This is a genomic window from Paraburkholderia elongata, from assembly GCF_013177735.1.
Classification (GTDB): domain Bacteria; phylum Pseudomonadota; class Gammaproteobacteria; order Burkholderiales; family Burkholderiaceae; genus Paraburkholderia; species Paraburkholderia elongata.
Genome location: NZ_WOEZ01000042.1, coordinates 35719 through 53898, shown reverse-complemented (window position 1 = coordinate 53898; position 18180 = coordinate 35719). Strand labels below are relative to the sequence as shown.

At 62.5% G+C, this 18180-nt stretch carries 13 protein-coding genes; 3 read left to right on the top strand and 10 right to left on the bottom strand.

The features are described 5' to 3' along the window. Positions 1-1118 (bottom strand): efflux RND transporter periplasmic adaptor subunit (locus GNZ13_RS08485; protein WP_172162263.1); only part of this gene is annotated, 1118 nt, incomplete at its 3' end. An 85-nt stretch (positions 1119-1203) separates the two neighbouring features. Further along, complete coding sequence (locus GNZ13_RS08480; protein WP_172162262.1) at positions 1204-4386, bottom strand: efflux RND transporter permease subunit; 3183 nt, start codon at positions 4384-4386, stop codon at positions 1204-1206. Between the two features lie 415 nt (positions 4387-4801). Here GNZ13_RS08480 and GNZ13_RS08475 point away from each other — a divergent pair, with 415 nt between their 5' ends. Further along, entirely contained in the window at positions 4802-5014 is a 213-nt protein-coding gene (locus GNZ13_RS08475; protein WP_035554043.1) for a hypothetical protein, read from the top strand. A gap of 99 nt (positions 5015-5113) precedes the next feature. Next, the gene (locus GNZ13_RS08470; RefSeq protein WP_172162260.1) at positions 5114-6142 is read left to right on the top strand and encodes a serine/threonine protein kinase; all 1029 of its coding nucleotides are present in this window, start codon (positions 5114-5116) and stop codon (positions 6140-6142) included. 104 nt (positions 6143-6246) lie between these two features. Here GNZ13_RS08470 and GNZ13_RS08465 read toward each other — a convergent pair whose 3' ends face one another. After that, positions 6247-8148 carry a DUF3857 domain-containing transglutaminase family protein gene (locus tag GNZ13_RS08465; RefSeq protein ID WP_172162258.1) on the bottom strand — a complete coding sequence of 634 codons (1902 nt, stop codon included), beginning with the start codon at positions 8146-8148 and terminating at the stop codon, positions 6247-6249. Positions 8149-8486: 338 nt separating this feature from the next. On the opposite strand from GNZ13_RS08465, the gene GNZ13_RS08460 reads away from it, so the two are divergent. Next, positions 8487-9227, top strand: a complete 741-nt coding sequence (locus GNZ13_RS08460) for a PepSY-associated TM helix domain-containing protein (RefSeq protein ID WP_172162256.1) — start codon at positions 8487-8489, stop codon at positions 9225-9227. Positions 9228-9975: 748 nt separating this feature from the next. Here GNZ13_RS08460 and GNZ13_RS08455 read toward each other — a convergent pair. From GNZ13_RS08455 to GNZ13_RS08425, 7 genes are all read right to left on the bottom strand, one after another. Continuing rightward, positions 9976-10998, bottom strand: a complete 1023-nt coding sequence (locus GNZ13_RS08455) for an XdhC family protein (protein ID WP_172162254.1) — start codon at positions 10996-10998, stop codon at positions 9976-9978. Beyond that, the gene (locus GNZ13_RS08450) at positions 10971-11567 is read right to left on the bottom strand and encodes a CoxG family protein (RefSeq protein ID WP_172162252.1); all 597 of its coding nucleotides are present in this window, start codon (positions 11565-11567) and stop codon (positions 10971-10973) included. The genes GNZ13_RS08455 and GNZ13_RS08450 overlap by 28 nt, the downstream gene beginning before the upstream one ends. Further along, positions 11558-12820, bottom strand: a complete 1263-nt coding sequence (locus GNZ13_RS08445; protein ID WP_172162250.1) for a vWA domain-containing protein — start codon at positions 12818-12820, stop codon at positions 11558-11560. The genes GNZ13_RS08450 and GNZ13_RS08445 overlap by 10 nt, the downstream gene beginning before the upstream one ends. A 5-nt stretch (positions 12821-12825) precedes the next feature. Beyond that, positions 12826-13713 (bottom strand): AAA family ATPase, encoded by an 888-nt coding sequence (locus tag GNZ13_RS08440; RefSeq protein ID WP_172162248.1) that lies wholly within the window; start codon positions 13711-13713, stop codon positions 12826-12828. 162 nt (positions 13714-13875) lie between these two features. Then, positions 13876-14673, bottom strand: a complete 798-nt coding sequence (locus tag GNZ13_RS08435; protein WP_172162246.1) for an FAD binding domain-containing protein — start codon at positions 14671-14673, stop codon at positions 13876-13878. 22 nt (positions 14674-14695) lie between these two features. Further along, the gene (locus GNZ13_RS08430) at positions 14696-17077 is read right to left on the bottom strand and encodes a xanthine dehydrogenase family protein molybdopterin-binding subunit (RefSeq protein WP_172162244.1); all 2382 of its coding nucleotides are present in this window, start codon (positions 17075-17077) and stop codon (positions 14696-14698) included. Between the two features lie 10 nt (positions 17078-17087). After that, on the bottom strand, positions 17088-17606 hold the full coding sequence (locus GNZ13_RS08425; protein WP_172162242.1) for a (2Fe-2S)-binding protein: 519 nt from the start codon (positions 17604-17606) through the stop codon (positions 17088-17090). Positions 17607-18180 lie beyond the last annotated feature (574 nt).

Here is an 18180-nt window from a genome sequence, read left to right as displayed (position 1 = left end):
ATCACCTGTTCATCGCCTTCCAAACCGGATGCGATTGCCACGCGCGTGCCGAAGTCCGTTCCGAGCGAAACCGGCAGCAGTTTCACTTTGTGCTGTGGATCGACGGTGGCCACTTTCACGCCGTCCGGCCGGAACAGCAGTGCGTTGCCAGGCAGCGTAAACAGCGCGGCGCCTGCGCCCAACGCGAAATGCACTTGCGCGTATGCACCCGGCAGCAGCTCGCCGTTGCGATTGTCAACATCGACTTCGACGAGCATGGTCCGTTGCTGCGGATCGACGGCGCCCGAGGTGCGCGCCACGGTCCCTGGATAGTGTTTGGAAGGTGTCTCGGTCAGCGTCAGAAATGCCGTCTGCTGCGCACGGACCTGCTGCGCATAGGCCTGCGGCACGTTCACATACACGCGCAATCTGTCGGCCTGCGCGATATGGAACAGCTCCTTCGCTGGTCCGCCGGAACTGCCTGCATCGATCAGCGCGCCCACATCGACATTGCGCGCCGTTACCGTGCCGTCGAACGGCGCGTAGACCTTCTGGAACGATTGGGTCTTCTCCAGGCGCGCCACGTTGAAGCGCGCGGCATCTAGCGTGCCTTTCTTCGCGAGCATGTCGCCGACCTTCTCGTCGGTTTCCTGCTTCGAGACCGATTTGCTTTTTAGCATCTCCGTCCAGCGGTCGGCGGTGCTTTTCGCGAGCGCATAGTTGGCGTCGGCATTCGCCAGATCGGCGCGGGCGGCACGCAGTTGATCGTCCACTTCGGGCGTGTCGATTTCCGCGAGCAACTGGCCGTTCTTGACGTGCGCGCCGATTTCCGCGTACCACTTCTTCAGATAGCCGTTGGTGCGTGCGTAAATCGGCGTGTCGAGAAACGCCTGCACGTTGCCGGGAAGCACGAGGTCGAGTCCCGCCGTCGACTTCTGCGGGCGTACGACTTCAACGCTCGTCTGGCGGGTGTGCTCGGCGTCGCGCTCGAGTGCCGCATGCGCGTCATGACGCGACCAGATGCCTTGCGCAGCGAGTACGAGGATCACGACGGCCACTGCCACGATCAACCAGCGCGCACGCTTGCTCTTCGCTGGATTGAGCGTGGCGTCGGATCCGTCTGGACGTTTTCCTTCCATCAACCTTCCCCTATCAGGATGCCTGGGCAGTCGAGGCTGCCTCTTGGTTCTTTCATGCTTCGTGTTGCGTGCGTCGCGCGAGTCGTCATGGCTTTTGCACCACATGCTCGGCCGCACGCTGACGCCGCGCTGCGAGCCGCCGGTAGATCATCGAAAACACAACAGGCACGAAGATCAGCGTCGCCAACGTGCCGACCGCCAAACCGCCGATCACCGCGCGCCCGAGCGGCGCATTCTGCTCGCCGCCTTCGCCGAGACCGATCGCCATCGGCACCATGCCGATCACCATCGCGAGTGCCGTCATCAGCACCGGACGGAAACGCGTGAAGCCAGCATCGATCGCCGCGCGCGTCGCGTCGCCGTGTTCGCGCAACTGCTCGCGTGCGAAGCTGATCACGAGAATCGAGTTCGCGGTGGCGATGCCGATACACATAATCGCGCCGGTCAGCGCCGGAATCGACAGTGTGGTGTGCGTGAGAAACAGCATCCACACGATGCCCGCGAGCGCGCCCGGCAGCGCCGTGATGATGATGAAGGGATCGAGCCACGACTGGAAATTCACCACGATCAGCAGATACACCAGCAGGATCGCGAACACGAGACCGGCGAAGAGACCCGAGAACGATTCGTTCATCGTTTGCACCTGGCCGCGCACTTCGATGGTCGAGGTTTTGGGCAGATCGGCCTTGGCGTCGTCGATGATCTTGCTGATGTCGTCGGATACGCCGCCGAGATCGCGGCCGTCGGCGGTGCCGAAAATATCGATGGTGGTCTGTGCGTTGTAGTGCGTGAGCACCGCGTTGCCCGCTTCGCGTTTCATCGTGGCGAGCGAACCGAGGATATTGCTGCGGCCGTTGGCATTCAGCGGAATGTTCGCGAGCGATTGCAACGAATCGATCGTGTATTGGGGCGCTTCCGTGATCACGTTGTAGCTGACGCCGTTGCGCGGATTGAGCCAGAACGTCGGCGTGGTCTGCTGGCTGCCGGACAGCGTAATCAGCAGATCGCTCGCGATGTCGCGTTGCGAGAAGCCAGCTTGCTGTGCGCGCGTGCGGTCCACGTCGATAAAGATGCGCGGCAAATCGGCGGGCTGCTGGACGCGTGCATCGGCAAGACCCGGCACCGTGCGCAGGCGATTCAGCAACTGCGCGGCGAAGGCGCGATTGCCGGCTACATCGCGCCCGACGATCTGAATGTTGATCGGCGAGGGCATGCCGAAGTTAAGTGTCTGACTGACGATATCCGCGGGCAGGAAGGCGAACTGCACGCCGGGGAATTCGTCGGTGAGCGTTCGGCGCAGCGTGCGCACGTAGCCCGCGCTCGGATGATGATCGGGATTCAGTGTGATGAGTACGTCCGAATCCGCGGTGCCGATCGTGCCGGTGTTGCTGTACGAGAGGTTAATGCCCGAGACCGGCAAACCGATATTGTCGATGACCGAGTGCAACTCGCCCGGCGGTATCAACTGACGAATTCGCGTGTCGACGCGATCGGTGACCACTGCGGTTTCTTCGACCCGCATGCCGGTTTTGGCACGCAGATGCAACGCGATGGTGCCCGCATCGACTTGCGGGAAAAAATCGCGGCCGAGAAACGGCATCAGCAGCGTCGACGCGCCACAGCAGACGAGAAACAGCGTCACGAACAGGCCGGGCCGTGTGACCCGCGCTTCGAGAAACTCGCGATAGCGCGCGCGAAAACGCACGAAGCCGCGCTCGAAGGAATAGTGCACGCGCATGAACGGATTGCGTGTTTGCTCGGGGGCGTGATGCAGGTCGGCCGGCTTGTGGTGATAGCGCAGCAGATACTTCGCGAGCGTCGGTACGAGCGTACGCGAGAAGAAGTAGGACGCCAGCATCGCGAACACCACGGCTTCGGCGAGCGGGATGAACAGATAGTGCGCGACGCCCGTCAGCAGAAACATCGGCACGAACACGATGCAGATGGCCAGAGTCGAGACCAGCGTCGGGATCGCGATCTGGTGCGCGCCGTCGAGAATCGCCTGCTCCAGCGTCTTGCCTTGTTCGAGTTGATGGCTGATGTTTTCGATTGCGACGGTCGCGTCGTCGACCAGGATACCGACCGCGAGCGCGAGCCCGCCCAACGTCATGATGTTGATGGTTTCGCCGAGCATCGACAGCGCAATGATCGAGGTGATCATCGACAGTGGAATCGACACGGCGATGATCAGCGTCGCGCGCCAGTTGCCGAGGAACAGCAGAATCATCAAGCCAGTCAGGCACGCGGCGATTAACGCCTCGCGCAGTACGCCCTGCACGGAGGCGCGCACGAATAGCGACTGATCGGCGACCGGATCGATATTTAGCGAAGCCGGCACGAGATTGCGCAGCGTGGGCATCATCTTCTTGATGCGGTCGACGATTTCGAGCGTGGACGTGTTGCCGCTTTTGTTGATGGTCAGCAAGGAGGCGCGCTGGCCGTTCACGCGCACGATGTTGGTCTGCGGCTGGAAGCCGTCGCGCACATGAGCCACGTCGCGGATATAGACGGTGCCGTTAGAGGTGGATTTGATCGGAATGTTATTGAGGCCGGCGAGCGAATCCGGGCTGGCGTTCAGTTCCACCGAATATTCCGTCGAACCGATTTTCGCGGTGCCCGAGGGCAGGATCAGATTCTGCGCGGTGACCGCGTTGACCACGTCCATCGGCGACAGATTGCGCTCCTGCAGCTTGCGCGAATCGATATCGACCATGATCTGCCGCTGCTTGCCGCCGTACGGTAACGGTGCAGAGGCGCCGGGCACGGTGGCGAGCTGCGTCTTCAGGAAGTTGTTGCCGAAGTCGTATAGCTCCTGCTCGGTGAGCGAAGCGGACGACAGCGCGAGGCGCAGGATCGGCACCGTCGAGGCGTTGTAGCGCAGGATGAACGGCGGGTTGATGCCAGGCGGCAGCGAGCGCAGTTGCGCCTGTGACAGCGCGGTGACTTCGGCGAGTGCTTCATCGATATTCGCATGTGGCTGGAAGAAGATTTTGACCACAGCGATGCCGTTCAGCGAGGTCGACTCGGTGTGCTCGATATCGTTGACCGCCACCGACAGCCCGCGCTCGTAGTTGAGCACGATGCGCTTTTCCATCTCGTCGGCGGGCAGGCCGTTGTACGACCAGATCACCGACAGCACCGGAATGTCGATATTTGGGAAAATGTCGGTCGGCGTGCGCAGGATCGTCAGCGGACCGACGATCAGCAAAAGCAGGGCCAGCACGACGAAGGTATAAGGGCGCCGCAGCGCCAGACGAACGATCCACATGGCTAGTGAGGTCGATGAAAGCCGGCGCCGCCGGCGCGGCACGCACGGCAGCCACGGCGCGTGCCGCGACGCAGGCCGGCGGGCGTGCTGGACGGATCAAGCGGGTCGTTCTGGCGGTGCATGATTTTGATATATCGCCCCGGCTGGGTTTATGATGGTCTCGTTACAACGCCTTACGCCCAGATCATCGGCCCGGCGCGCTGTAATGGGAATAGGGCGAAACGACGGGCGAACAGCCTCGAATTCGCGCTTTCCATGGCCCCGCAAATCGGGAACAATGACTCGAACCTCTCACGCGTCTTACGCGCAGCAGATTGGGTGCGTACGCAACGTTATTGGCGAAGCGGCGCTTTTATCATCACCTTGACCGGCGAGGAAACCATAAAGCCGGCTATAGGAGAAACGGGGAAACATCATGCAAATCGGTTCCATTGTCCGATCGGTGCATATCGCCGTGCCGCAAGGCGCGCGCGGGATCGTCATGCGCATTCTCGGCGACATGGCGATGGTGGCCTGGTATGCCGGCGAGCCCGGCACATCGGAGCATCTGAACACTGAACCCTTTTTCCTTGAAGATCTGATCGATACGGGCGAGCAGGTTCGCCCGTCGAGCGCGCAGGTGCATTGACGCTGGTTTGAGTCCGATTCATATCGTTGCAGGTGGCAGTCAACCGCAAGGTGAGCCGACGCCCTCGTCATTGACGGCGGCGCGGCGCACAATGCGGACATGAACGACGACAATTTCGACCCACAGGACGACGCCGATAGCGCCGTGCCTTTCGCCCGGCTCAAGCCGGAAATCGTGCTCGACGCGCTCGACAGCGTGCTCAGCAGCGTCGGTGTGTACACCGACGGTCGCATGCTGCCGCTCAACAGCTATGAGAACCGCGTGTACCAGGTGGGCGTCGAAGACGGCCCGCCCGTAGTCGCCAAGTTCTACCGTCCCGAGCGCTGGTCCGACGCCGCGATTCTCGAAGAACACGCCTTTGTCGCCGATCTCGCCGCGCGCGAGATTCCGGCCGTGCCCGCGCGTGTTTTCGAAGGCAGCACGCTGCATACCTTCGACGGTTTCCGTTTCTCGATCTTCGAACGCCGCGGCGGCCGCGCGCCCGATCTGGACCGGCGCGACACGCTCGAATGGCTGGGGCGTTTTATCGGCCGCATCCATGCAGTGGGGCAGACCCAGAACTACACCGAACGTCCGACGCTCGACATCAATACGTTCGGCTACGAGCCGCGCGACTTCCTGCTGTCACACCGCTTCGTGCCTGACGACGTGCGGCCCGCGTGGGCAGCCGTGGTGAATCTCGCGCTTGAAGGCGTCGAACGCGCATTCGAGCGTGCCGGCGATATTCGCATGCTGCGAATGCACGGCGATTGTCATCCCAGCAATGTGTTGTGGACCGACGCGGGCCCGCATTTCGTCGACTTCGACGATAGCCGCATGGGTCCGGCAGTACAGGATTTGTGGCTGTTGCTGCCGGGCGAGCGCGCCGAGGCTTCGCGTGCGCTGGCGGATCTGCTCGCCGGTTATGAAGACTTCTGCGACTTCGAGCCGCGCGAACTGTATCTCGTCGAAGCATTGCGCACGTTGCGGCTGATTCACTATCAGGCGTGGCTCGCGCGCCGCTGGGACGACCCGGCGTTTCCGGCGGCGTTTCCGTGGTTCAACACGCAGCGCTATTGGGAAGACCGCATCCTCGAACTGCGCGAGCAACTCGGCGCGATGCAGGAAGGGCCGCTCTGGCCGGTTTGAGCGTTTGCGCTTTCACGCATTTGCCGGTCGGTCGCCGCAGGTGATGCCGCGGCAGCACATGGGGCGTTGGCTCCAAGGCGCCGCCACGGCACGTCGACGATGTCTCACGGCGCCTGCGAGGCCATGTTCGACGATTCCACCAGCGTCGATTTGACGATCACTTCGGCGCGCACGTCGCGCCCAATCGCTTCGATCGCGGGACGCATCTGCACGAAGTCGTCGGGTGTGCAGACATCGCTGTCGAAATGGGTGGCGCCGTCGCGCGTCATCGTCACCACGTTGCTGAGCGGATCGAACGTGTATTGCGACTGAAAATCGACGAAGCGGTCCTGGGTTCGTTTCGCTTCCGGCATCTCGAGCACGTGGAAATTCGCGGGCAATTCAATGCGCGCGCGTTCATGCAAGGCCAGGTTGTGGCAGACGAACGGTTGTGTGCGCTGCCGTTCGCCGAGCCAATAGCGGGTGTCCGCTTCGAAGCCGCCCGCCAGACTTGTCAGCGCCGGAATCGATGCCGCTGCGCCCGGCACCACGAGACTTTCGAGCGTGCCTTTCATCGTGATCGTCAACGGGCCGTCGGCCACGCTGAGGTCACTGGTGGTCAGCGTGGCGGTGCCGCGCAAGTTGGCGCTGCGCAACTCCGCCTGGATCGAGTCCTCACGTTGCGCGGGCGTCTGCGTGCGCAACATCGCGCGGCCCTGTTCGGCTGTGGCGCCCGATGCTTCCAGCCGATACGTGAAGCTCGCCGAGCCATCCGGTTCGACCTTGATCGACAAGTTGGTGCTGCGTGTCGTCAACTCGGTGGCCGGCGTTTGCGCGACCACCCCTTGATTCACGAGGACGGTAGGCCGGTTCATATCGGACGACGGCAGAAAACCGAATTCGACATTCGACGCCGTCGAGTCGGCGTATTGCTGCAAATCCGACAGCCAGGTGATGGCGTGATTGATGACACCGTAGCCCGGCACGCTGGGCAGCGTATAGATCGAACCGCTACTGATCAAGGCCGGCTCATTGCGAATGCCGACCGCGTCGAGGAGCGCGCCATATAGCGCCACGTGATCCTTGCAGTCGCCGTAGCGGTTCGCGAGGATCGCGTTTGCGCTGTGCGGCACCACCGAGCCGCGCCCGACATAGATCGCCACATAGCGGACGTTGCGGCGCACCCAGTCGTACAACGTCTTGGCTTTGTCGCGCGGGGTGTGGTCACGCGCGGTGAGGTTTTGCGCGAGACGCGTGACGGCGGCGTCGCGTGCGCTCCCGTCGGCGGTGGAAGCCCTGTAGCTGGCGGCGAAAGCGGCGTAGTCCGGAAAGGTCGAGACCATCAGCCGGTCGCCATACGATACGTATGCGATCGAGCCGCGCTCGAGCCGGCTGAAATGCGCCTTGTCGTAACGATATTCGTAGCGTGTGCGGCCGTCGCGCGTGACCGGTTGCAGCGTGGTGAAGCCGCGTGCATCGGCATAAAGCGGCTTGTCGGCGGGCAGGTCGTAGATCAGGTGGAAGTTGCGGGTCGGCGCGAGATCGGGCGGCGTGAAGTCGCTGAACTCGCCCGGCACGATCGGCTGCTTTTGCGTCTTGCGATAGGTGAGATGCACGCGCGCGCCTGGTTCGACGGCGGGGAACACGATTACTTTTTCCTGAATGTCCTGGAACATCGGCGCGTCGAACGAGCGGGCTTCCTGCACGTCGCGCATCTGCTCGGGCTGCACGTCGTGACGCACGCCGTCGGCGGTGGTCGTATACGCCTCGATGATCTGCACGTCCGCCATATTGCGGTTGAACCAGACGTATTGCTGCGCCACCCGCGCGACGCCTGCTTCGTTGTTCACGTGCAGCGTCATCGAATCGAGCTTCGAGAAGGAGCCGTCGGCGTTGACGGTGAAGGTCTGCGTTTCGCCTTCGTTGGTATAGGGATCGTCCAGTTTGGCCGCGATGCTCGCGCTCGCCGCGTGGGTGCACGCAAGCCAGCCGAGAGAAGCAAAACAGACCAAAGAGGCGAGGCGCATGGCGGGCAGGTATCCGGAACGGCAACGTTGACGGGGTCGCCAGCTAGAGTCGGATTGCGCCGCCAGGATGTCAAGCGGATACCGCGCTTTGCGATTGAGCAAATGGTCTAATTGTGTAATGATATCCATTCTCAATTGAAAGGCATCGCCAGCTTTCTGTCACATTTCTTCTCCTCTGTGACTGCCAGCCAGCCTCTCAGCCGGACCGCCTGGACCGCAAGCCGGGTTTGTCCGGCCCTTCTTTTCGAACTTTCCTTTGCCGGTGGTGTGAGCGAGCGCCGTGTCGTCGCTCGTCGTCCGTCGGCGAGGGTTTAACTTGCTGCGCCTGGAGCCTGGATGTGAACGCGCCTGATTCGATCGATATGAAACCTGCTGCTGGTGGCGGCACGCAATACACCGCTCATACGCCGGAGCGTGGCCATCATCTGATGGACGACGCCGAGCAGGCGGCGCGGCGCCAGCGTTCGCGGCGGGCGAATTTCATCAAGTGGTTGCGCAAGGTGCACGGCTGGGTCGGCCTGTGGGGGGCGGTGTTGGGGCTGATGTTCGGCGTGACCGGCTTTTTGCTGAATCATCGGGGCGGACCGTTGAAGGTGTCGTCCGGTGAGCCGCAGGTCGAGGAGATGCAGATTCCTGTGCCGCAAGGGCAGCTGAAGTCGCCGATGGAGATGGCGAAATGGCTCAAGGGTGAGTTGAAGATTGACGGCAAGCCGGGGCGGGTGAAGCGCGAGCCCGCGCATCCGGTGGCATGGGGGGATCGCAGCGCGATGCAGCCGGAGTTCTGGCAGGTCGGGATTTTTGGGCCTGGTCAGAATGTGCAGGCGGAGTATTGGGTTGGGAATGGGTTTGTTGCGGTGAAACGTACGCAGAACTCGTTTCTTACGACGATGAATAATTTGCATCGCGGCGTGGGGTTGAGTGTTGGGTGGGTTTTGTTGATCGATACGATCGCTGGGGGGATGGTGTTGTTGTCTTTGACTGGCGTTCTGCTTTGGACTGAGTTGAATAAGCGGCGTGTTGTTGGTGTAGTGCTGGTTGGGGGCTCCGTTGTCGCCGCTGTGGTTTGTGGATTGATGTAGTTGGTTTTTTTGCCTTCGCGGCGCTTGTTGTCTGTATGCCTATGGCGTTGGGCTCTTCTTGATTTTTTTGCCTGCGCGGCGCTTTTTTCTGTGCGCTTACGGCGCTGGCCTTTCCTTGATTTCTTATTGGTTTATTAGCGTCGCCCCTGTGCGGGGCAGGCACTTACTTTCTTTGCCGCCGCAAAGAAAGTAAGCAAAGAAAGCGGCTTCACACCGCTAATTCTTAAGCGGGTCCCCTGGCTTGGAGGCTTGGAGGGGGTAGTGGAGCATCTGGAATCGGTGTCTTCGCACATTCGACGCGAGTGACAAGGCAGTCATACTTCCGGCGGCGCTGCGCGCGCCGAAGAGCACTTCATAAAATGTATTAGCCTGGACTTGATCTGACAGGTAGTCGGAGAGTGAAGTAGCGAAGCCGATGGCTCCCGCCACGCCCAAACGAAGCCCCAGGGTTCCCATGCAGACCCATCCGCGACGCACGCAGTGCGAAGTGGGAGCTGATGAGCGCTTTGTCACTCACGCCGAATGTGCGAGGGCACGGATTCCAGATGCACCACTATCCCCTCCAAGCCAGGGGACCCGCTTAAGAGTTGGCGGTTGGAGCCGCTTTCTCTTGCTTCTCTTTGCGGCGGCAAAGAGAAGTAAGTGCCCGCCCCGCACAGGGGCGACGCTAATAAACCAATAACAAATCAAGGAAAGGCCAACGCCGTAGGCAAACAGACAAAAAGCGCCGCGCAGGCAAAAAAGGCGACTAAACACTACAAGCAGTGCCCCCAGAAGCGGCAATCTCCCGCGCGGCCTTAGCGCCCTCAACCTGCAACAAAGTCGGCAACGAAACCCCATTCTTAGCCGCAGTAACCTCAGCAAGAATAGAAACAGCAATTTCAGGCGGCGTCCGGCTGCCAATATAAATCCCAACCGGCCCATGCAGCCGGGCCAACTCAGCATCGTTCAGATCGAACTCCTTCAACCGCTCGCGCCGCGCCTGATTATTCCTTCTCGACCCCAAAGCACCCACATAAAACGCCGGCGTCTTCAATGCCTCCATCAAAGCCAGATCATCCAGCTTGGGATCATGCGTCAGCGCAATCACCGCGCAGCGTTCATCGAGCTTCATCTCGATCACCGTATCGTCCGGCATCGTCCGCACAATCTTCGTGCCGGGAATGCTCCACTCCTCGGTGTACTCCTCGCGCGGATCGCACACGGTGACCTGATAGTCGAGCCCGACTGCGATGTTGCACAGATAGCGCGACAACTGCCCCGCACCGATCACCAGCATCCGGTACCGCGGGCCGTGAATCGTCAGCAGACGCTCGCCGTCGAAATGCACGCCGTCCGTCGCCTGCGCCGCATCGAGCCGTACCGCGCCCGTTACCATGTCGACTTCGCGTGCCACCAGACGGCCGTCCTCTACCGCATGGCACAGCTCGGCAATCCCGCTCTGCTGTGTCAAAGGCTCCAGCACCAGCTGGATCGTGCCGCCGCATGGCAGGCCGAAGCGATGCGCTTCTTCCGCCGTGATGCCGTACTTCACCGCCTCCGGGCGGGTCTGCTCAATACCCCGTTGCCGCACGCGGTCGATCAGGTCGTCTTCAATGCAGCCGCCCGATACCGAACCCACCACGAGTCCGTCGTCACGCACCGCGAGCATCGCGCCCTCGGGACGCGGCGACGAGCCCCACGTCTTCACCACCGTCACCAGTAGCGCGCGATGTCCCTCATCCAGCCAACGTGCGCTGGACTTCAGAACTTCGAGATCCACGCTTTCCATGATTTCTTCCTTTTTGTTCCGTCACCGCCGGACTCAGCGTCCGCGGCCTCATTCGATTCCGTATTTTGCGCCGCCGCTTCACTTGTTGCAGTGACCCCGTCATCCGGGGGCGTTGCGCCGTCCGTGTCGCCGCCGACCTGTGCGCCGAAGCGCTTGAAAAATTCGCCCGCGATTTTACGCGCCGCGCCGTCGACCAGCCGGGAACCGATCTGAGCGAGCTTGCCACCGACCTGTGCCGTCGCCGTATACGTGAGCTTCGTCGCGTCGTCGCCTTCAGGTTCGAGCGTGACGTGCGCATTGCCCTTGCCGAAGCCTGCCGCGCCACCCTGGCCTTCGAAAACGATGGTGTACGTGTTCGGCGCCTCGATGTCGGTCAGCTGCATTCGTCCTTTGAAGCGTGCTTTCACCGGACCGACTGACGCGCTCATCACCACCGCGTACGCATTTTCGCCATCCGGGTCGATGCTCTCGCAGCCGGGAATGCAGGCGCGCAGGATTCCAGTATCGTTCAGCGCATCCCAGGCGCGCTGCTGGGAAACCGGCAGCGTATGGGTTTCACTCAATTCCATGGCGTTGCTCCTGCGGTTGTTGTGGCGGATACGGCGAAACGAGGCAGACGAGGCGCGCGCGTGAGTTGCGCGAGATCGCGGCCGAACGCCGCCAGACTGTCTAGATTATGAACGGGACGATGCGCGTCGACATACGGCAGGATCGCCTGCACGCCGCGCGCTTTCGGTGAAAAACCGCTGAAACGCAGCAGCGGATTGAGCCACACGATACGGTGTGCGAAGCGGCGCAAGCGGGCCATTTCGGTGTCGAGCACGTCGATTGCCTCGTGATCGAGGCCGTCGGTGACGAGCAGCACGGTAGCTCTTCCAGTCAGCACGCGGCGTGCCCAGCGTCGGTTGAATTCGGCGAGCGCCGCGCCGATCCGTGTGCCGCCCGACCAGTCGACCACCTGATCGGCGAGCGTCGCGATCGCCACGTCGGGATCGCGCTCGCGCAGCGCGCGCGTCGCATTGGTCAGACGCGTGCCGAACAGGAACACTTGAAGGCGCTCTCGCGATTGCAGTAGCGCGTGGCAGAAGTACAGCACCGCGCGCGAATAGTTGCTCATCGAGCCGGAGATATCGAGCAGCAAGACCAGCGGCGGTTTGCGTTCCACCACCGCGCGATATTTCCACACCGTCCAGTCGCCACCCGCGCGCACCGCGTGCCGGGCACTCGCGCGCAAGTCCGCGTGCGTGCCGTGCGAGGCGGCCTTCAGGCGGCGCGTCGGTTCGGTGGCGAGCGGCAGACGCTGGCCGCGGATCAGATGACGCAAGGTGCGCCATTCGTCAGCGGAAAGCGTGTCGAAATCGCGATGACGCAGCCGCTCTTCAGCACTGAAGGTGACGTGCGCGTGCAGGTCGTGCTGCTCGGTTTCCTGCGGCGCTTTGCGGTGCGGCGAGGGCGGTGTGCGCACGGCAAGGGCGTCGGCGAGACGGTTGTTGCGTTTGGGTGGCGGCAGGCCATCGCGGACTTTCGGCAGCAGCAGCGCGCGCAGCTTGCCTTCCCAATCCGGGTCGCGCCAGAAAAGATCGAAGGCGGCATTGAAGAGGTCGCGTTCGTCCGGCGCGCAGACCAATAGCGTGGCGAGCGCGGCGCGTACATCGTCGCGCCGGCCGAGGTCGATCCAGTGCAACGCGGCGAGTGCATCGACGGCTTGCGCCGGCGACATCGGCAAGCCCGCGCCGCGCAGAACGCGCACAAAGTGCACGACGTTGCGGGCTAATGTGGGCGTATCGATCGGCGCGGTCGACGTGTCGGCGGAGACGGTCATCGCCGTTATCCCGGCGTCGCGAGACATTGCGTGATCTGCGCGGCATCGACGCGCGCCAGATCGTCCTGATACTTGAGCAGCACACCCAGGGTGTTTTGCACCGATTGCGGGTCGAGCTCCGTCACCGACAGCGCTTCCAACGCGCGGCACCAGTCGATCGTTTCGGCGATGCCGGGCGCCTTGAACAGATCCATACCGCGCAGCCGATGCACGAAATCGACGGCACGCCGTTGCAATTCCGCCGACGTCTGTGGCGCACGCGCAGCGACGATTTCCAGTTCACGATCGCGCTCGGGATAGCCGATCCATTGATACAGGCAACGGCGCTTCAGTGCGTCGTGTACTTCGCGCGTCCGGTTCGACGTCATCACGACGAGCGGCCGCTGCGCCGCGCGCACCGTGCCGTATTCGGGAATCGATACCTGGAAGTCCGAAAGCAGTTCCAGCAGGAAGGCCTCGAACGGTTCGTCGGCTCGGTCGATCTCGTCGATCAGCAGCACGCGCCGCGCGCCCGGATGATTTTCGTCGGGCATCAGCGCTTGCAGCAGCGGACGCTTCAGCAGGAATTCGCTGCGATATAGCGTGTCGTTGCCGGGGCGCTCGCCGGCGGCTTCGGCCAGACGCAGCGCCATGATCTGACGTGGGTAGTCCCATTCGTAGAGCGCGCTGGCGGTGTCGAGTCCTTCGTAGCATTGCAGCCGCAGCATCGAGGTGCCGAGCATCCCCGCCGCGGCTTTGGCGAGTTCGGTCTTGCCGACACCTGGCTCGCCTTCGACGAACAACGGCCGCTCCATGCGCAGCGCGAGATACAACGCGGTCGCGAGTTCGCGGCTGGCGAAGTAGTCCTGGGCTGCGAGTTGCGCGAGAGTGTCGTCGATTGAAGCAGGCTGCATGGTGTTCCTGAATCTGCACGGTGAAACGGGTGACGCGCAGGGCGGCGCGACGGGTAAGAAGATCATGACCGCAGCCGCAACAGTGACGGACAGCGCGGGCCGGGAATGCGGCTAACGCGCCATGCCGAGGCACGTCACGTCAGCCGCCAACCACAAGGATCGCTAACCGTTCGCCTTCGTCACCGATCGCGCGGCCAGCACCGGAATCAGATGCGCGCGATATTCAGCGCTCGCGTGCATGTCGGTGTTCAGGTCGTCGTCGGATACGGTCACCGCTCGCGCAGCCTCGGGCGTGAAATTCGCCGATAGCGCGCTTTCCAGTTCCGGCGCGCGAAATACCGAAGACGCCGCACCTGTCACCGCGACGCGCACGCCGCTCGCGAACTTCGCGACGAACACGCCGACCAGCGCAAAGTGCGAAGCCGGATTCTCGAATTTCACGTAGGCCGCGCGTTCGGGCACCGGAAACTCGACGGCCACGATCAACTCGTCGGACGCCAACGCGGTCTCATACATGCCGACGAAGAAATCGCTCGACGAAATCCGTCGCCGATCCGTGACGATGGTCGCGTCGAGTGCCATCGCCGCAGCCGGATAGCAGGCGGCCGGATCGTTGTTCGCGAGCGAGCCGCCGATGGTGCCTAGCGCGCGCACCTGGCGATCGCCGATGTGTCCGGCGAGGTCCGCGAGCGCCGGCAGCACGCGCCGAAGCTCGGCGTGGTCGGCGACGTCCGCGTGACAGACAGCGGCGCCGACTGTCACCTTGCCGGCATCGACGGTGATCGATTTAAGCGCCGGAATCCGCGTCACGTCGATCAGTTGCGAGGGCTGCGCGAGCCGCAGGCGCATGGTCGGCAACAGGCTTTGCCCGCCGGCAAGAAACTTCGCTTCGCTGTCGGCGGTCATGGCTGCGACGGCCGCTTTCGGATCCGTCGCGCGTTGATACTCGAATGAATACATGTCGAATGCTCCGCTCAGGATCTCAGTGGGGTTGTTTGGCAGCGTGGATCGCGGACCACACGCGATGCGGCGTCGCCGGCATTTGCAGGTCGGTCACGCCGAGCGGCGCAAGCGCGTCGAGGATCGCGTTGATGACCGCCGGTGGCGAGCCGATTGCGCCCGCCTCGCCGCAGCCTTTCACGCCGAGCGGATTGTGCGTGCACGGCGTGCCCTTCACGGTTTCGACGGTGAAGTTCGGCAGATCGGACGCATGCGGCATCGCGTAATCCATGTAGGAGCCGGACAACAACTGACCGCTCTCGTCGTCGTACACGCAGCGCTCCAGCATGGCCTGGCCGATACCCTGAGCGAGCCCGCCGTGCACCTGGCCTTCGACGATCATCGGATTGATCACGTTGCCGAAATCGTCGACCGCGGTGAACTGCTGGATGCGGCTCACGCCAGTCTCCGGATCGACCTCGATCTCGCAGACGTACGAACCCGCCGGGTACGTGAAGTTGCTCGGATCGTAGAACGCGCATTCATCAAGACCCGGTTCGAGCACGTCGAGCGGATAGTTGTGCGGCACGTAGGCGGCGAGCGAGATATCGGCGAACGCTTTGGTCCGATCGGTGCCCGCGACGCGGAACACGCCATCTTTGAACTCGATGTCTTCCGCTGCGGCTTCCAACAGATGCGCGGCGATTTTCTTTGCCTTCGCTTCGATCTTGTCGAGCGCCTTCATGATCGCTGAGCCGCCGACCGCGATCGAGCGCGAGCCGTACGTGCCCATGCCGAACGGAATGCGGCCGGTGTCGCCGTGAACGATCTCGACGCTTTCCAGCGCAATGCCGAGCCGGTCCGCGACCACTTGCGCGAAGGTGGTCTCATGCCCCTGGCCGTGACTGTGCGAGCCGGTGAACACGGTGACCGAACCCGTCGGATGCACACGAATCTGGCCGACTTCGAAGAGCCCGGCTCGTGCGCCCAATGCACCGGCGATGTTCGACGGCGCCAGACCACAGGCTTCGATGTAGCACGAGTAGCCGAGGCCACGCAGCTTGCCGTTCTTTTCGGATTCCTGCCTGCGCGCGGCGAACCCTTTCACGTCCGCGAGTTCGAGCGCGCGGTTCAGGGTGGTGTCGTAGTCGCCGGTATCGTAGGTGAGGCCGACTGGCGTCGCATACGGAAACGTGCGGATGAAGTTGCGACGGCGGATTTCGGCCGGATCGAGCTTCATCTCACGTGCTGCGGTTTCGACCAGACGCTCGACGACATAGGTCGCTTCCGGGCGGCCTGCGCCCCGGTAAGCGTCGACCGGGACGGTGTTGGTGAAGACCGCTTTCACCTCGGCATAGATGGCGGGCGTCGCGTACTGGCCGGCGAGCAGCGTCGCGTACAGGATGGTCGGCACGCTCGACGCGAAGGTCGACAGATACGCGCCCATGTTGGCGATCGTATGAATGCGCATCGCGAGGAACTTGCCGTCGGCGTCCATTGCCAGTTCGGCTTTGGTCACGTGATCGCGGCCGTGCGCGTCGGACACGAACGCTTCCGAGCGCTCCGCTGTCCATTTGATCGGACGGCGAATTTTCTTCGATGCCCACGTCAGCGCGACATCTTCGGCGTACAGGAAAATCTTCGACCCGAAGCCGCCGCCGACATCCGGTGCGATGACGCGCAGTTTCGATTCCGGCAGCGACAGCACGAAAGCGGCCATCAGCAGGCGTTCCACGTGCGGATTCTGATTCGCGACGTAGAGCGTGTAGCTGTCGTCCTGCGCCGAGTAGCTTGCGTTGACCGCGCGCGGTTCGATTGCATTCGGAATCAGGCGGTTATTGACGATGTCGAGCGTGGTGACGTGCGCGGCTTTGGCGAAGGCGGCGTCGGTCGCGGCTTTGTCGCCGTGGCCCCAGTTGTAGCAGACGTTGTCCGGCACTTCGTCGTGAACCGCAGCCTGGCCCGGATCGGCCGCATGCGCGGTGTCGACCACGGCCGGCAGCACGTCGTATTCGACCTCGATCAGTTCGGCGGCGTCTTTCGCGGCCTTGATCGAATCGGCGATGACGAGCGCGACCTGATCGCCGACGTGGCGCGCTTTCGTGTGCGCGATGATCGGATGCGGCGGCTCGTTCATCGGCTTGCCGTCGGTGCTGTGGATCAGCCATCCGCACGGCAATCCGCCGACGTTGTCCGCGGCCATGTCCGCGCCGGTGAAGATCGCGACAACGCCGGGCGACTGTTTGGCCGCGGTGGTGTCGACACGGTCGATTCTTGCGTGCGCGTACGGCGAGCGCAGGAACACCGCGTAGGTTTGTTGCGGCAGGACGATGTCGTCGGTGTACTGACCGTTGCCGGTGAGGAACCGATAGTCTTCCTTACGTTCGACGGAGGCGCCGATGAGGTGGGTGTCGGGTGCGTTCATCGTCGTCTCCTCAGGCGGTGGCTGGCGCAGTGGCCGCAGTGTTGGCGTTGGCTGTGCCGGCGGACTTCATGCCTTCGGCGCCTTCGAGCACTGCTTTGACGATGTTGTGATATCCCGTACAGCGGCAGAGATTGCCGTCGAGTTGGGCGCGCACGTCGTCGCCGGTGAGATTGGGCTGACGCTCGACGAGCGCGACCGCGCTCATCACCATGCCGGGCGTACAGAAACCGCACTGCAGGCCGTGGCAGTGTTTGAAGGCGGCTTGCATTGGGTGGAGGGTTCCGTCTTTGGCGAGTCCTTCGATGGTGGTGATGTTCGCGCCTTCGGCCTGGACTGCGAGGATGTTGCAGGATTTGATTGCACGGCCGTTCAGGTGGACAGTGCATGCGCCGCACTGGGCGGTGTCGCAGCCGACGTGCGTTCCCGTGAGGCGAAGTTGATCGCGAAGGAACTGGACAAGCAGGGTGTTAGGGTCGATTGAGGCGCTGATGGGCGCGCCGTTCACCGTCAGACTGATGCTGATCGCCATGAAGTTGTCTCCTTATGGGGTGAAACCGGACCTTTGTTTTTCCTGCCTTCGGCTGCCTGTTCGTGGGGTCCGATGAGGGGGATGCTGTTTTGTTGCTTTTTGCGGTTGTTTTTTTATGGGTCTGCCGAAAAGTAAAGCACAAATTGCCTGGCGGCGCTATTGGGTTGTGTGCCTGCTCGGCGTGTTTGTCTGTTTGCCTGCGGCGGTGGGCTTTCCTTGATCTGGCTTCTTGGCCTTTCCTTGAATTCTTATTGGTTTATTAGCGTCGCCCCTGTGCGGGGCAGGCACTTACTTTCTTTGCCGCCGCAAAGAAAGTAAGCAAAGAAAGCGGCTTCACACCGCTAATTCTTAAGCGGGTCCCCTGGCTTGGAGGAGGTAGTGGTGCATCTGGAATCCGAGCCGTCGCACATTCGGCGTTAGTGACAAAGCGCTCATCAACTCCCACTCCGCACTGCGTGCGTCGCGGATGGGTCTGTCAGGGAAACCCGGGGCTTCGTTTGGCGCGGTGGGAGCCATCGGCTTTGCCTCGGCGAGGCGCTCCCGCTCTCATTGGCGAACCCCCACTTCGAATGAA

Coding starts and splice junctions, on each gene's coding strand:
- GNZ13_RS08480 (WP_172162262.1), bottom strand. CDS start 4,386: ATGTGGATCGTTCGTCTGGCGCTGCGGCGCCCTTATACCTTCGTCGTG.
- GNZ13_RS08475 (WP_035554043.1), top strand. CDS start 4,802: ATGCAAATCGGTTCCATTGTCCGATCGGTGCATATCGCCGTGCCGCAA.
- GNZ13_RS08470 (WP_172162260.1), top strand. CDS start 5,114: ATGAACGACGACAATTTCGACCCACAGGACGACGCCGATAGCGCCGTG.
- GNZ13_RS08465 (WP_172162258.1), bottom strand. CDS start 8,148: ATGCGCCTCGCCTCTTTGGTCTGTTTTGCTTCTCTCGGCTGGCTTGCG.
- GNZ13_RS08455 (WP_172162254.1), bottom strand. CDS start 10,998: ATGGAAAGCGTGGATCTCGAAGTTCTGAAGTCCAGCGCACGTTGGCTG.
- GNZ13_RS08450 (WP_172162252.1), bottom strand. CDS start 11,567: ATGGAATTGAGTGAAACCCATACGCTGCCGGTTTCCCAGCAGCGCGCC.
- GNZ13_RS08445 (WP_172162250.1), bottom strand. CDS start 12,820: ATGACCGTCTCCGCCGACACGTCGACCGCGCCGATCGATACGCCCACA.
- GNZ13_RS08440 (WP_172162248.1), bottom strand. CDS start 13,713: ATGCAGCCTGCTTCAATCGACGACACTCTCGCGCAACTCGCAGCCCAG.
- GNZ13_RS08435 (WP_172162246.1), bottom strand. CDS start 14,673: ATGTATTCATTCGAGTATCAACGCGCGACGGATCCGAAAGCGGCCGTC.
- GNZ13_RS08430 (WP_172162244.1), bottom strand. CDS start 17,077: ATGAACGCACCCGACACCCACCTCATCGGCGCCTCCGTCGAACGTAAG.
- GNZ13_RS08425 (WP_172162242.1), bottom strand. CDS start 17,606: ATGGCGATCAGCATCAGTCTGACGGTGAACGGCGCGCCCATCAGCGCC.